Below are 14,223 nucleotides of genomic sequence, written 5' to 3' on the forward strand. Positions count from 1 at the left end.
GTGTTAAATATTGAAAGGAAAGTGAAGGATTTCTACAAAAAAAGTTGCTAAACATAAAAAATGCTCCATAAACAGTTAGTTTCTATAAATATGACGAAAAACACCGTAAAACAAATAACGCATTTCGTGAAATAAAGAAATAAATGAAATATTTTAAAAGGATAAAACAAATATGGAGATATTAAATTTTAAAAAAAGAAGTGAGGAGATATAGTAACAGTTATTTACAGTGTTCCGTGTTTCGCTTCAAAATAGACGTGCTGAAATTTAAAAAAGTTTCTTCTATATTATTGAATATACTTATGGCACTTACAATGAGTACCGTCTTTATCTCATTTGTTGTTTTAGCAAAAAGATATTAAGATGGAGGAGAGAAAGGAAGATTAACATATGCAAATGATGTATGCTTTTGGCATTGGGCTTGTATTATTTTTAGCCGTATTCTTATTTATTCGTAAAGACGTTCAAGGCGGGACGTTAACGAAGCGAGGATTTTATAAATTAATCGGCTGTTTAGTTGTTATGCTTATAGCAATTATTGTAATGATCGTATTAATTAATCAGTCACTATAGAATGTAAAAACGGAACCTTACTTCGGTAAGGTTTTTCTTTATTGTTAAACCTAAAAATTACCACCAAATCCATTTACCGTAAATAATTTGTGTTATATAATCCAATGAAATGATAGATAAGGAGTGTAGTATATGAATAAAAGAACTATCTTCTATTTATTAACTTGTATACTACTGGTAGCTAGTACTACTTATATAATATGTAACAAAAGAGAACAAGTGCCACCTATATTAGTATGGGACGAACAAGAATACTATGTTACGAATGAACCTGCCAAAGTAGAAGAAGTTGGGCAAAAACTTGGCGAAGTAACAAAGAAAATTAAAACAAGTAAAAAACCTACTAAAAATAGAGAATCTAATACATTACAAGAGAAAACAGAAGTATTCACAATGATTGAGGAAGGAAAAAGTGATTACCCGCCTTTAATCATAAAGGAAGCTTATAGTGATGAATATAGGGTAGTGAGGCCGATGTTGAAGCAAGTATTATGATGAAAAGGAGGTTCATATGCAGACACTAACTCCGCATCCGTAGTCGTTAAGAAAAATATTTGTCTTTTTCCTCCTATCGGTGCCGCTTACATTTTGATGAATAGAGGAGCAATACAAAAGAGAGATTACATTTTATATTTATTATTTGCTACTATGAATATATCACTCTGGTTATCGCTTATGATTTTTGATCGGAGTATGTGGATGGTATTAGATAGTAGGGAACAGAAAATGTGGTTCATTTGTGCTACGGATACAGATTGATAGAAGAGAGGCCTTGTAGGAATGCTGCAAGGCCCTTTATCTTTTGGAAATTAATAGAAAATAAATCATATAAATGCTATACTAAAAAATGTTTGTAATGTCAGTTTCATAATATTGTATGATGCTGACTTACTAGAAAAGATAAGAGGAGAATGAACGTGCAAAAGATAAAGAGATTATTGCTATTAATGATGGTAGTAGGATTAACAGCAGGTGTTTTAGCAGGGTGTGCAAATCCGAAAGATACTACAGAAGAATTTTTAACAGCGATACAAAAAGGTGATGTAGAAAAGGCTCGTACATTTGTTGAGAGTGACAAGGAATTTAATAAACTAAATGAAAAAACAGATGATGCTGAGGCAAAAGCAATGCTAAGTGCAATTACAAAGAACTTTAAATTTGAAAAGCTAGAAGAAGTATCGAAAAAGGATGATAAAGCAGAAGTGAAAGTGAAAATTACATCTGCTGATCTATCCGTTGCTGTAACAAAAGCAGTGGGAGAAGTTATGCCAATGGCCTTCGCTAGCGCATTTAGCGAAGGCAAAGAACAATCTGAAAAAGCGATTGAAAAAACAATGACCTCAACTATCATCAAAAACTTAACGGATAAAGATGCAGCAATGGCAACTCGGGAGGTTACATTGAACTTAAAGAAAGACAAAGATGGCGACTATAAAATCGTTGCTGACGATAACTTGAAAGAAGTATTGTTTGCAAATGCGAAGTCTTTGGAGAAGATGTTTGGTGGGAAGTAATTGAATTAGATAAAAAAGAGACGCCATATCACGTAGAAGGTTGATATGGTGTCTCTTTTTTATGACCCCGGAGAGGCTCGAACTCACGACCTCCACCCTGTCAAGGTGGCGCTCTCCCTGCTGAGCTACGGGATCCCAACTATAAATGTTACCATCAGCAATGTATTTTCATTTCATTCGTGTAATCGGAGAATTTGTACAATTTGTTGAGTATTGTAACATTTGATGTATTCCTATAATAGCAACAAACTTTAATGGTGTAAAGGTTAAATTTCTGAATATTCATATTCTAATTTTTGTATAAAAAAATAAGCCCCGAAGAGCTTATTTTAATAATAATATCAACGCAATTATCAATGATATTTTCAAAAATACAATCATAAATAATGGAGCTTGTTCATAAGCTATCGTCCTGTAACTGTCATTCCTGCTGTGTAAATTGTATCAATAGAACCGTCAGCGCCTTTTATTTCGACTTTATAACGATATGTTCCATCCTCATAAATATCATCGCCATATCCTGTGAAAGTTGCAATTTCATCATTGCTTCCAGCTGGGACCCATTGATTTTGCCAACGGAAGTTGGTTTCAAATTCTCCCCATCTATCGCCATATTTCTTTTCAAGGCTGACATTGTAATGAATTTCTTCAGCTCGGTCATTTGTAATTCTTGCAATTACGCTGTTACCAAAAGTAACTTGTGTAGAGTGTACCTGAACTGTAACACCGTTCACCGTTTCACCAGGACCACAAATGTAATGACAACCATCCCATCCGTCAGCATGTGCCTTCGGTGTTTCAATGTTCATAACCGTTAAACCGCCTAAAGCTAATGCGCCAGTTAATAATACTTTACCAAATGTTTTCACTTGAAATTCCCCCTAAGTATATTCTCAATTCGTTCGATAGATATCACATTAATCTAATGGAACGTTTTTTCCTTAAGTGTATTCGCTATGAATCTTTCATCTTGTAGTAATCTAATCACTACATAAAATTTAATAGTTTTGATTCCATATATGTATCATGATTTACATAGAACAAATCTGTTAATACGCTTTGGTTATTTACTTATTCCACTACTTCTTATTACCTTTTATTGGTAAAACGTTGGTTTTATTATATAACATTATTATCTATTTACAAGAGAAAATAATACTGTATGCAAAAATGCATAATAAAAAACACTGCTTGTATTCTAGATTACAGATTAAATGGAGTGTTGGGTTTCAATTAATATTTGAGTGGAACTTAATGCTAATTTTTTATGCTTAACAGTATGCATATATCATCGTTTATTAAAGTCATAATTGATAAACCTTGTTCAGGGGACGCTCTTCCTGCTGAGCTACAGAATCTTCAAAAGGGAAAGTATAAGCGATTATGCTAGTAATGTATGAAGGAATAATGATGAGAAGCGAATTTAGTAGAAAGTAGTCTTTGGATGTAGTGTTTATATTATTTACGATACCAATCCAAAGGACCTTCAGCACTCAAATCAACAAGAAAAGGGAGTAAGAAATGTAAAGGTAAGCTTATAAGTTCTGGCATAGCGTTCACCGTTTTCTTTGATAGATATTGTCTCATAAAACAATACGGACAATCCTTTTCAAATGTCACGAGTATTGCCCATACATCTTTTATTGTCCACTTCGTTTTACAATACGTACAACGCGTCATGAGGTTCCTCCTCATTTTAAGTTTTCTTCTAGTATACTCCATTCCATTGTAAGAAAGTCATTTGTATTTGGTGTGGTAAAATGTAAGTTGTTTTATTTTTATGTGAATCTATTCAGTCATTTATGAACAATTACATATCATTTGATATTTTTGCAGAATGATAGATTTTCAGTTTCAATATACCAATTGGCCAATATATCCTTTTTACAATTTACTGAAAATCATGTATAACAGAGATACATGATTATTTTATCTCGCTATTTGCGGGCAGTAAGATCCCTTACCTCGAAATTCAGCAAAAGTAAAGAAGTTAGGTTCGGGTCGGAATGCCCGTAAAAGTCCGATTCGTGAGGGTTGATGAAAGTTTCACTTTATAAATATTCAGAAGTAGAGGGAGAAAAGTTGTAATGGTAAGAAAAACGTTCAAGATGCGCGTGTCTAAAAATAGAACGATTTCGATTAATGGATCGATTCTTGATGTGGATGTTACACATGATGAATTTTTACAAGAGTTTGTTGAGTGGGTTGATTCTAAAGGTTGGTCGTTTATGGGAATAACAGATGAGATTACGCCCGAGGAAGCTAGTCAAAAGTTAATAGATTCGTTGATTGATGAGAAGGATAAGAAAGAGTAATTCCTTCTTATTTTTATTGTATATTTATGTTCTTTATCGTAAAAGTATGATATAGTAAAAAATAGTGAAAATTCTTCCAATATAATACAAATTACATATGATTGGTAGATTTATTATTTTGTTAAGGAGTAAATGGAAAAGGGAGAGTCATATGGTAAATTTTAAGAAAATTTTGGTTTTTATTACAGTTATTTGTTCGTTTTTTTTGACGCCCATAACATTGCGTGCTGAGACGAATATTGGAGTAAATCCAGAACAAGTTGCACCACCACCTGCGGAAGGACCGAATGTTTTTAGTCAGTTTGCAACGACAATTGATGCAAAAACAGGAGATGTTTTGTATGACAAAAACGCATATCACCGCGCATTTCCTGCTAGTACGACGAAGGTGTTAACAGCGATTTTACTCATGGAGCATACAAAGCCAGAGGATCAATTTACATTTTCACAATTAGCATTAGATCAAGAGAAGAGTAATTATCAAATTGAGTTTCAACCTGGAGAGACAATTAATAGAAATACTGCGCTTATGATTTTAATGGTGCTGAGTGCGAATGATGTGTCGTATGCGATTGCGGAGCGGATTGGCGGGAGTGTTGAGAATTTTGCTAATATGATGAATGAGAAAGCGAAGCAATTAGGGGCGAAAGATAGCCACTTTGTAACACCGAATGGATTGCATGATCCGAACCATTATACGACGCCGTATGATATGGCTATGATTACGAAGGGTGTGCAAAAGTATCCTGAAATTTTACAAGCGATGAATACGAAAAGAACGACAGTTACGACGTCTAGGCAGACGGTGTCTATTTTTAATAAATCTAATTTTTTTGAAAATCCATATAGCATTGGCGGTAAGACAGGGTTTACGAATGAAGCACGTAATACACTTGTTTTATTAAATGAGAAAGATGGAAATCGTATTATAAGCGTAGTAATGGCTTCTCAAAGACCTGAAATTTATGAAGATTTGAAGCAGATGGCGGAATATTCTTTCGGTCAATTTACGAAGCAAATGGTGCTTGATAAACATAATTGGCATCAAAAAACAACATATTTAAATAAAGATGTTAATTCTGAGTTGGAACAAAGTGCGGAGCTTATGCTTAAGAAAGATGAAGGGAAAAATGTGAAAACTATTTTCCGGGCGGCTTCATTAGATAAAGAATCTTTATATCATAAAGGAATACATCGTGGTGAGGTAGTTGGTGCAGTTGATATTACGAAAAATAATCAAACAATTGCGACGGTAAATGTTCTTTCAACAGAAGATGTCACTTTTACGATGCCTAAAAAAGATACAACTATGCCTGAAGTAAAAGACTCAAATGTGAAAGTAATAAGTGTTGGGATAGGTGCGATTATATTATTTGGAGCAATTTTATATGTAGTGTTGCGCCGAAATACAAAAGGAATGAAATCAGAAGGTAAATAAATTACTAATAAAAAGACTGTGTAAAATTTTGGCACAGTCTTTTTTCTATATTTTAAATAACTAATAATTGTAAATTTTCTTATTGCAATAACTTAAAGTTCGTTATATCATTTACTTGTGTTCTTGTTAAAGAACACAGTGGATATTGCATACTTCAAATAATATAAAACAACGGAGAGGGAGAGAGACGATGAAATTAATATGGAAGATAATTAGCAACGCGATCTCATTTGTTTTATTTGCATTGATGGTTTTTTTAGCTTTTGTAGTTATTTCTTCAAAAGCAAGCGGTGGTGATCCGACAGTGATGGGATATCAATTTAAGAGCGTTCTTTCAGGATCAATGGAGCCGACGTTTTTAACAGGATCAATCATTGCAATAGAACCAAACAAAGATGGTTCTAAATATCAAAAAGGTGATGTTATTACCTTTAAAGAGAAAGATCAAAAAATTATCACTCACCGTATTATCGGTGTGAAAGATACAAATGGAAAAGTAATGTATGAAACAAAAGGGGATAACAACAACGGACCAGATTTAGAGCCAGTACTTGCAGAAAATGTAGTTGGAAAGTATGCAGATATTACAGTTCCGTATGTTGGTTATTTACTGAATTATGCGAATTCAAAAGCGGGAGCAGCATTGCTTCTTATTATTCCAGGAGTCTTTTTACTTGGGTATTCCGCGATTTCTATTTTTGGTGCTATTCGTAGCATTGACGGAGAAAAGAAAGATAAAAAAGTAGAACAATCTGTCTAGTTCGTTTGGTTATACTTTCCGTTTAGGAAGTTAACAAATATATATTAAGGGGATATGGACATGACTTTAAAGAAAAAATTAGGAATGGGTATTACATCAGCAGTATTAGGAGCAGCTTTAGTTGGTGGAGGAACATTTGCATTTTTCAGTGATAAAGAAGTGTCAAATAATACATTTGCGGCTGGAACACTGGATTTAGCATTAAATCCATCAACAGTTGTTAACGTATCGAATTTAAAACCTGGGGATACAATTGAAAAAGAATTTAAACTAGAAAATAAAGGCTCTTTAAATATTAAAAAGGTTCTACTGAAAACAGATTATAATGTAGAAGATGTAAAGAAAGACAATAAAGATGATTTTGGTAAACATATTAAAGTAACATTCTTAAAAAATGTAGATAAGCATGAGACAATTGTGAAACAAACTACTTTAGATAAATTAAAAGGTGACACACTTACAGCTGTAGATAATGATTTATCGGCTTGGTTCTGGGATGAAAAAGGTATTTCAGCAGGTAAATCTGATAAATTCAAAGTGAAATTCGAGTTCGTTGATAATGGAAAAGATCAAAATCAATTCCAAGGCGATAAGTTACAATTAAATTGGACGTTTGATGCACAACAAACAGCAGGTGAAGAAAGATAATAAGAAAAAGGGCTATCACATGGATAGCCCTTTTTCTATTTTTCTAGTATTTGTCTATCAATTTTAATAGTTCTTTACTATAATATAGATAATGTTCTGTATAAAGAACGTAATGTTCGATGGGAGAGATTAAGATGCTGAAAAGACCGCGTAATTTTAAAAAGATGTTTATATTGCCGTGTATGTGTTCTATTACGTTTTATTTAGGATCTCAAATTATGACGCATACAGAAGCGGCGTTCATTCATGAAACGAAAGTAGAAGCGACGCTTTCTACAGCAATTATATTTCCGAAAACAGTTAATACGTTAAAAGAGCAATCTGAGAAACATAAACAGTTTATTGAGCGTGAGTATGGAACGATGAAGGGAAAATCGAAAGCAACTTCTATTGAAGAAATAAAACAGGCGATTTCTGTATGGCAACAAGGGCGTGAGAAAATTGTTGCTGAGAAGGAAGCCCTGCAAAATGTATATACTGAAATAGAAGCTCCTTACAATCAAATACAAGAAGAATTAAAGGTAAATAAAGATGAGTCGATGCAGCAAGTGTCCATATATGTAAATGAAGGCTTCCGCAGTATCAAAGAGAAGCGTGACTATATTGAGAAAGAAATTAGCTTGAAAGCTATTGATGAGCAAATTCAGGCTCTTCAGCAACAATTAAACGTTGCAATTGAAGCAGAAGAACAGAAGAAAGCCGAAGAACAGAAGAAAGTAGAAGAACAGAAGAAAGCCGAAGAACAGAAGAAAGTAGAAGAACAGAAGAAAGTAGAAGAACAGAAGAAAGTAGAAGAACAGAAGAAAGTAGAAGAACAGAAGAAAGCCGAAGAACAGAAGAAAGTAGAAGAACAGAAGAAAGTAGAAGAACAGAAGAAAGCCGAAGAACAGAAAAAGCTAGAAGAGCAAAAGAAAGCGGAGTAACTGCTTTAGTGAAACAGCCGGAAAACAAGAATGTGGTGTAAGAGAGAGTGAACGAATAAGCAAGACTAGTAATATTTATACGAGTGTGAGGGAACGTTAGCCCTCACCTCTTTGTTTTTCTTTTTTCTTATAGTATTAAATGATTTGAGTGTGAAAAAAGTTATAAATTATCATTGTTTTTTTCTGAAAAGTCTAAATGATATTGAGAAATAAAAATAACTGAAAATATTAATAAATATGTGTTGTGTTTATATAGAGTTGTTCGTTATAATGAACATAAGGTTTTTAAAAAAGAACACATATTAGCTAAGCTAATATAGTTTTCTTTACATCTCTTATTGAAAAATAAGTGATAAAAATATAAAAAAAGCTAGGGGGAATTGATTGTGAGTCTGAAAAAGAAATTAGGTATGGGAGTTGCATCAGCAGCATTGGGGTTAGCTTTAATTGGTGGAGGAACATTTGCATTCTTTAGCGATAAAGAAGTATCAAACAATACATTTGCAGCTGGGACGTTAGACCTTACATTAAACCCTAAGACGCTTGTAGATATTAAAGATTTAAAACCAGGGGATTCTGTTAAGAAAGAGTTCTTATTACAAAACAGCGGTTCGTTAACTATTAAAGACGTTAAATTAGCAACAAAGTATACTGTTAAAGATGCAAAAGGTGATAATGCTGGTGAAGACTTTGGTAAGCACGTTAAAGTAAAATTCCTTTGGAACTGGGATAAACAAAGTGAGCCTGTATACGAAACAACTTTAGCAGACTTACAAAAAGTTGATCCAGATCTTTTAGCTAAAGATATCTTTGCTCCTGAGTGGGGAGAAAAGGGTGGATTAGCAGCTGGTACAGAGGATTATCTATGGGTACAATTTGAATTTGTAGATGATGGAAAAGACCAAAATATCTTCCAAGGTGATACATTGAATTTAGAATGGACATTCAATGCTAACCAAGAAGCTGGGGAAGAAAAATAATAAAAAAAGCGGGTATTCCCGCTTTTTTTTATAAAGAAAAAGAAGTGCTGGTTGTAAGCACTTCTTTCTATTATTATTTTTGATTTTGCTTCCACTTTGTAAATTCAAGAAATTCACGAAATTGTTCTTTGGAGACACCAGAGTTCATTGCATCTTTAACGAGTTGTGTCCATTCGGAGTCTAGGTTAGTTTCCTTTGTTGTTTCATCATGAAGTAAAGTATCAACTGGAATTTGTAGAACTGCTGCGATCTTTTCAAGAAACTGAATGGAAGGGTTTTTTTGTAAATTTCGTTCTATAGAACTAATGTAAGATTTAGCAACGCCAGCTTTTTCGGCAAGTTCAGTTAATGAAATCCCTTTTTGTAAACGAAGGCGTTTTATACGTTCTCCAATCATATTTGCGCACCTTTCTATCAATATGTAGTTGTCTTATGATGTCATTATTATAACATAAACTTCGTTAAAAAGAACAAACCTATTGAGCCTGACTGGATGGCTTCATACGTTGGAAAAATTGCTCGATGTCTTGCATGGCGATACCGGCATCTAGAGCTTCAAGTATTAAATCAATCCATTCTTGATCCAGTGCGTCTGTCTTATCTTTGTACAAATGTAATTCCTCCCTAATTATCGGTCATAATTGCTGCTACAGAATACATGATAATGAAATCCGATTTTGTGTTTTATATAGTGAATTATCAAATATTGTGTAGATGAAACAAAGATAAAATCCCCATTAAACTCCCTCTATGGAAATTATAAATTGTTCGATAAAAACTTTCAATATTTTCAGAAAACATTGTTGAATTGTGATATATTCGTATGCTAACTATGAAATTTTTACAAATATATTAAAAACATTACATAATATGACTAAATATTGAAAAAATATTGAATTTTTAATAAAATTTAATTTGTAATACATATTATTTATTAGGGGAGGAAATAAGGGATGAACAAGAAACCGTTCAAAGTTTTGTCATCAATCGCATTGACAGCTGTATTAGGCCTTTCATTCGGAGCTGGCACTCAATCTGCATATGCTGAAACGCCTGTGAATAAAACAGCTACGAGCCCAGTGGATGATCATTTAATTCCGGAAGAACGTTTAGCAGATGCATTAAAAAAACGTGGGGTAATTGATTCGAAGGCTTCAGAGACAGAAACAAAGAAAGCAGTCGAAAAGTATGTAGAGAACAAAAAGGGTGAAAATCCTGGGAAAGAAGCAGCGAATGGGGACCAACTTACGAAAGATGCATCCGACTTTTTAAAGAAAGTGAAAGATGCGAAAGCAGACACGAAAGAAAAATTAAATCAACCAGCAACAGGCACACCTGCAGCGACAGGCCCAGTTAAAGGCGGTCTAAATGGTAAAGTACCAACTTCTCCAGCGAAACAAAAAGACTATAACGGTGAAGTTCGTAAAGACAAAGTACTCGTTTTACTTGTAGAGTACGCTGACTTTAAACATAATAATATCGACAAAGAGCCTGGATATATGTATTCTAACGATTTTAATAAAGAACATTATGAAAAAATGTTATTCGGCAACGAGCCATTTACATTAGATGATGGAAGTAAAATTGAAACGTTTAAACAATATTACGAAGAACAATCTGGTGGTAGTTACACAGTGGACGGAACAGTTACAAAATGGTTAACAGTTCCTGGTAAGGCGGCTGATTACGGTGCAGATGCTGCTAGCGGCGGCCATGATAATAAAGGACCAAAAGGGCCACGTGATTTAGTAAAAGATGCATTAAAAGCAGCTGTAGATAGTGGTATTGATTTATCAGAGTTCGACCAATTTGATCAATACGATGTAAATGGTGATGGAAATAAAAATCAACCAGACGGTTTAATCGATCACTTAATGATTATTCATGCGGGTGTTGGACAAGAAGCAGGCGGTGGTAAATTAGGCGATGATGCAATTTGGTCGCACCGTTGGACAGTTGGACCAAAGCCATTCCCAATTGAAGGTACACAAGCGAAAGTACCATATTGGGGTGGAAAGATGGCAGCATTCGACTACACAATTGAACCAGAAGATGGAGCGGTTGGTGTATTCGCACATGAATATGGTCACGATTTAGGTCTTCCAGATGAGTACGATACACAATATAGTGGTCAAGGTGAGCCGATTGAAGCTTGGTCTATTATGAGTGGCGGAAGCTGGGCTGGTAAAATCGCTGGAACGACGCCAACGAGTTTCTCACCACAAAATAAAGAGTTTTTCCAAAAAACAATCGGTGGTAACTGGGCAAATATCGTAGAAGTAGATTACGAGAAATTAAATAAAGGTATCGGTCTAGCGACATATTTGGATCAAAGTGTTACGAAATCTAACCGTCCGGGTATGATTCGTGTTAACTTACCAGACAAAGATATAAAAACAATTGAGCCGGCATTTGGAAAACAGTATTACTACAGCACAAAAGGTGATGATCTTCATACGAAGATGGAAACACCACTGTTCGATTTAACAAATGCAACGACTGCAAAATTTGACTTCAAATCATTATATGAAATTGAAGCAGAGTATGATTTCCTTGAAGTACACGCTGTAACGGAAGATGGTCAACAAACGTTAATTGAAAGACTTGGTGAGAAAGCAAATAGTGGAAATGCACATTCGACAAATGGAAAATGGATTGACAAATCATATGATTTAAGTCAATTCAAAGGCAAGAAAGTAAAATTAACATTTGATTACATTACTGATGGTGGTTTAGCATTAAATGGATTCGCTCTTGATAATGCTTCATTAACAGTAGATGGTAAAGTAGCATTCTCTGATGACGCAGAAGGTACACCACAATTAAAATTAGATGATTTCGTTGTATCTAACGGAACAGAGAAGAAAAAACATAACTACTATGTTGAGTGGAGAAACTATGCTGGGGCAGATAATGCGTTGAAATTTGCTCGCGGTCCAGTATTTAACACTGGTATGGTTGTATGGTATGCAGATTCAGCTTATACAGATAACTGGGTTGGTGTACATCCAGGACACGGTTTCCTTGGTGTAGTTGATTCTCATCCAGAAGCAATTGTTGGTACTTTAAATGGTAAACCAACAGTTAAGAGTAGTACACGATTCCAAATCGCTGATGCAGCGTTCTCATTCGACAAAACGCCAGCTTGGAAAGTCGTATCTCCAACGCGTGGAACATTTACGTATGATGGTTTAGCAGGCGTACCAAAGTTTGATGATTCTAAAGCGTATATTAATCAACAGATTCCAGATGCAGGACGTATTTTACCGAAGCTTGGTTTGAAATTTGAAGTAGTAGGACAAGCTGATGATAATTCTGCAGGTGCTGTTCGTTTATATCGTTAATACAGTAAAACTACCGAGAGATTTTCTTTCGGTAGTTTTTTTGTGAGCAATGAATTTTATATAGCTGAAAAAGTCATATATAATGTAACCTTAAGAATAGAAATTTGTTATATATGAAGTCTATATAAATAATGAAAGAATTGGATAAAAATAGTGGGAGAAGGTGAGTGAATGAGTATTTCCTCTATTGTAAGTAGGCAAAAGGAATATTTTTTAAAAGGGCATACGAGAAGCATCGAAATGAGGAAGAATAATTTGAAGAAGCTTTATGAAGGCATTCAGCGTTTTGAAGAAGAAATATTTCAGGCATTGAAATTAGATTTAAATAAGTCAGTTCACGAGTCGTTTACAACGGAAGTTGGATATGTATTAAAAGAAATTTCCTTTCAATTGAAACATATGTCATCGTGGAGTAAACCGAAACGAGTTCGAACAGCACTCACTCATTTTGGATCAAAAGGAAAAGTAGTGCCAGAACCGTATGGTGTGACGCTTATTATTGCACCGTGGAACTATCCTTTTCAATTAGCAATTGCACCACTTGTAGGAGCACTGGCAGCTGGAAATACAATCGTTTTAAAGCCGTCAGAGTTAACGCCAAGCGTTTCAAAAGTGCTTAAGAGAATGTTAGATGAATTATTCCCAGAAGAGCTTGTAGCGGTAGTAGAAGGTGGCGTTGAAGAGAGTACATCTTTGCTGAGGGAACCGTTTGATTATATTTTCTTTACTGGTAGTGTTGGAGTTGGAAAAGTTGTAATGGAAGCAGCAGCGAAACAGTTGACACCGCTCACTTTAGAACTTGGCGGGAAAAGTCCTTGTATTGTACATAAAGATGCAAAGATAGAGATGACAGCAAGAAGAATTGTTTGGGGTAAGTTTTTAAATGCAGGGCAGACGTGTGTAGCGCCTGATTATATGTATGTGCATTCTTCCGTGAAAGAAAAGCTAATTGAGGCACTGCGACATGAAATTACAGAGCAGTATAGTAAAGAACCTTTGCGAAATGAAAATTATGTGCGTATTGTAAGTGAGCGTCATTTTGAACGATTATGTGGATTCTTACAAGATGGTCAAGTCGTAATTGGTGGAAACTATAAGAAAGATACATTACATATTGAACCGACAGTACTAGCGGATATTACATGGAAAGATACTGTTATGGAAGATGAAATTTTTGGTCCGATTTTACCAATCATAGAGTACGACAACATAGAAGATGTAATTGGCACAATCCAGCAACATCCGAAGCCGTTAGCGTTATATGTATTTTCTGAAGATAAAGAAGTACAAAAGAAAGTGACGAGTAATATTTCATATGGTGGAGGCTGTATTAATGATGTTGTCTATCATCTTGCCACGCCATATTTACCTTTTGGGGGTGTTGGAAGTAGTGGATTAGGGGGTTATCATGGGAAAGAAAGTTTTCGGACTTTTTCACATTATAAAAGCATTTTAGCCCAATCTACAGCATTCGACATGAAAATTCGTTACTCTTCTACAAAAAGTGCTTTAAAATTCATACGAAAGTTGTTAAAATGATGATGGTGTTTATCAGTAGGCGTAGCCGTATGATAATAGCCCCTTCGCAATGGAAGGGGTTTTTCTGTTCGACGTTATGTATCATGCGAAAATGAATCCAACATACTACATAAAGAATAGAAACGAACGCTTGTTAAATAATCATTTTTGTTTGGATCGAAACAAAAAATAGTCTATAGAACGTAAATA

The 14,223-nt window shown here is 34.5% G+C and carries 15 protein-coding genes, 1 tRNA gene and 2 pseudogenes; 13 read left to right on the forward strand and 5 right to left on the reverse strand.

The window, feature by feature from the left end:
- Nucleotides 1–287 precede the first annotated feature (287 nt).
- The 5 genes and pseudogenes from GBN78_RS31245 to GBN78_RS24095 form a co-directional block, all read left to right on the forward strand.
- Nucleotides 288–362: pseudogene (locus GBN78_RS31245) on the forward strand (permease); the annotation flags it as partial.
- 28 nt (nt 363–390) lie between these two features.
- Entirely contained in the window at nt 391–573 is a 183-nt protein-coding gene (locus GBN78_RS24085) for a DUF3976 domain-containing protein (RefSeq protein WP_001178294.1), read from the forward strand.
- 132 nt (nt 574–705) lie between these two features.
- Nucleotides 706–1,068, forward strand: coding sequence for a hypothetical protein (locus GBN78_RS24090; protein ID WP_061139688.1), 363 nt, complete (start codon nt 706–708; stop codon nt 1,066–1,068).
- A 96-nt stretch (nt 1,069–1,164) separates the two neighbouring features.
- Nucleotides 1,165–1,351: pseudogene (locus tag GBN78_RS31055) on the forward strand (hypothetical protein).
- A 139-nt stretch (nt 1,352–1,490) separates the two neighbouring features.
- Complete coding sequence (locus tag GBN78_RS24095; protein WP_061139687.1) at nt 1,491–2,087, forward strand: DUF4878 domain-containing protein; 597 nt, start codon at nt 1,491–1,493, stop codon at nt 2,085–2,087.
- A 62-nt stretch (nt 2,088–2,149) separates the two neighbouring features.
- On the opposite strand, the gene GBN78_RS24100 is transcribed toward GBN78_RS24095, so the two are convergent.
- The 3 genes from GBN78_RS24100 to GBN78_RS24110 all read right to left on the reverse strand — a co-directional run bounded on the left by GBN78_RS24100 (nt 2,150) and on the right by GBN78_RS24110 (nt 3,767).
- Nucleotides 2,150–2,222 (reverse strand) — tRNA-Val (locus GBN78_RS24100).
- A gap of 269 nt (nt 2,223–2,491) precedes the next feature.
- A complete protein-coding gene (locus GBN78_RS24105; RefSeq protein WP_098293506.1) occupies nt 2,492–2,956 on the reverse strand; it encodes a hypothetical protein in 465 nt (154 codons plus the stop codon).
- A gap of 589 nt (nt 2,957–3,545) precedes the next feature.
- Nucleotides 3,546–3,767: a hypothetical protein gene (locus tag GBN78_RS24110; RefSeq protein ID WP_000196288.1), complete on the reverse strand. Its 222-nt coding sequence runs from the start codon at nt 3,765–3,767 to the stop codon at nt 3,546–3,548.
- A 407-nt stretch (nt 3,768–4,174) separates the two neighbouring features.
- Here GBN78_RS24110 and GBN78_RS24115 point away from each other — a divergent pair, with 407 nt between their 5' ends.
- From GBN78_RS24115 to calY, 6 genes are all read left to right on the forward strand, one after another.
- On the forward strand, nt 4,175–4,402 hold the full coding sequence (locus tag GBN78_RS24115) for a hypothetical protein (RefSeq protein WP_000251856.1): 228 nt from the start codon (nt 4,175–4,177) through the stop codon (nt 4,400–4,402).
- A gap of 151 nt (nt 4,403–4,553) precedes the next feature.
- Nucleotides 4,554–5,840 carry a D-alanyl-D-alanine carboxypeptidase family protein gene (locus tag GBN78_RS24120; RefSeq protein WP_000247029.1) on the forward strand — a complete coding sequence of 429 codons (1,287 nt, stop codon included), beginning with the start codon at nt 4,554–4,556 and terminating at the stop codon, nt 5,838–5,840.
- 190 nt (nt 5,841–6,030) lie between these two features.
- A complete protein-coding gene (gene sipW / locus GBN78_RS24125) occupies nt 6,031–6,600 on the forward strand; it encodes a signal peptidase I SipW (protein ID WP_000767792.1) in 570 nt (189 codons plus the stop codon).
- Between the two features lie 60 nt (nt 6,601–6,660).
- Complete coding sequence (locus GBN78_RS24130) at nt 6,661–7,248, forward strand: CalY family protein (protein ID WP_000172854.1); 588 nt, start codon at nt 6,661–6,663, stop codon at nt 7,246–7,248.
- A gap of 134 nt (nt 7,249–7,382) precedes the next feature.
- Entirely contained in the window at nt 7,383–8,171 is a 789-nt protein-coding gene (locus tag GBN78_RS24135) for a DUF4047 domain-containing protein (protein WP_226798491.1), read from the forward strand.
- Between the two features lie 386 nt (nt 8,172–8,557).
- Nucleotides 8,558–9,151, forward strand: coding sequence for a biofilm matrix protein CalY (gene calY, locus GBN78_RS24140; RefSeq protein WP_000053713.1), 594 nt, complete (start codon nt 8,558–8,560; stop codon nt 9,149–9,151).
- Between the two features lie 73 nt (nt 9,152–9,224).
- Here the strand turns inward: calY and GBN78_RS24145 are convergent, their stop codons facing one another.
- Together GBN78_RS24145 and GBN78_RS24150 are read right to left on the reverse strand one after the other, a co-directional pair.
- Entirely contained in the window at nt 9,225–9,548 is a 324-nt protein-coding gene (locus tag GBN78_RS24145; RefSeq protein ID WP_000578885.1) for a helix-turn-helix domain-containing protein, read from the reverse strand.
- A 79-nt stretch (nt 9,549–9,627) separates the two neighbouring features.
- Nucleotides 9,628–9,762, reverse strand: a complete 135-nt coding sequence (locus GBN78_RS24150; RefSeq protein ID WP_000276219.1) for an anti-repressor SinI family protein — start codon at nt 9,760–9,762, stop codon at nt 9,628–9,630.
- Nucleotides 9,763–10,104: 342 nt separating this feature from the next.
- Here GBN78_RS24150 and inhA1 point away from each other — a divergent pair, with 342 nt between their 5' ends.
- Nucleotides 10,105–12,495, forward strand: a complete 2,391-nt coding sequence (inhA1, locus tag GBN78_RS24155) for a M6 family metalloprotease immune inhibitor InhA1 (protein ID WP_152127766.1) — start codon at nt 10,105–10,107, stop codon at nt 12,493–12,495.
- 171 nt (nt 12,496–12,666) lie between these two features.
- Nucleotides 12,667–14,034, forward strand: coding sequence for an aldehyde dehydrogenase (locus tag GBN78_RS24160; protein ID WP_000028383.1), 1,368 nt, complete (start codon nt 12,667–12,669; stop codon nt 14,032–14,034).
- Nucleotides 14,035–14,223: the final 189 nt, after the last annotated feature.

The organism is Bacillus sp. B2-WWTP-C-10-Post-4, from assembly GCF_009183805.1.
In the GTDB taxonomy this organism is placed as follows: domain Bacteria; phylum Bacillota; class Bacilli; order Bacillales; family Bacillaceae_G; genus Bacillus_A; species Bacillus_A cereus.

What these genes read in the sequence shown, in the direction of transcription:
- GBN78_RS24135 (WP_226798491.1), top strand. Translation starts at nt 7,383, where the DNA reads ATGCTGAAAAGACCGCGTAATTTTAAAAAGATGTTTATATTGCCGTGT.
- GBN78_RS24090 (WP_061139688.1), top strand. Translation starts at nt 706, where the DNA reads ATGAATAAAAGAACTATCTTCTATTTATTAACTTGTATACTACTGGTA.
- GBN78_RS24160 (WP_000028383.1), top strand. Translation starts at nt 12,667, where the DNA reads ATGAGTATTTCCTCTATTGTAAGTAGGCAAAAGGAATATTTTTTAAAA.
- GBN78_RS24085 (WP_001178294.1), top strand. Translation starts at nt 391, where the DNA reads ATGCAAATGATGTATGCTTTTGGCATTGGGCTTGTATTATTTTTAGCC.
- GBN78_RS24110 (WP_000196288.1), bottom strand. Translation starts at nt 3,767, where the DNA reads ATGACGCGTTGTACGTATTGTAAAACGAAGTGGACAATAAAAGATGTA.
- sipW (WP_000767792.1), top strand. Translation starts at nt 6,031, where the DNA reads ATGAAATTAATATGGAAGATAATTAGCAACGCGATCTCATTTGTTTTA.
- GBN78_RS24115 (WP_000251856.1), top strand. Translation starts at nt 4,175, where the DNA reads ATGGTAAGAAAAACGTTCAAGATGCGCGTGTCTAAAAATAGAACGATT.
- GBN78_RS24130 (WP_000172854.1), top strand. Translation starts at nt 6,661, where the DNA reads ATGACTTTAAAGAAAAAATTAGGAATGGGTATTACATCAGCAGTATTA.
- GBN78_RS24120 (WP_000247029.1), top strand. Translation starts at nt 4,554, where the DNA reads ATGGTAAATTTTAAGAAAATTTTGGTTTTTATTACAGTTATTTGTTCG.
- inhA1 (WP_152127766.1), top strand. Translation starts at nt 10,105, where the DNA reads ATGAACAAGAAACCGTTCAAAGTTTTGTCATCAATCGCATTGACAGCT.
- GBN78_RS24145 (WP_000578885.1), bottom strand. Translation starts at nt 9,548, where the DNA reads ATGATTGGAGAACGTATAAAACGCCTTCGTTTACAAAAAGGGATTTCA.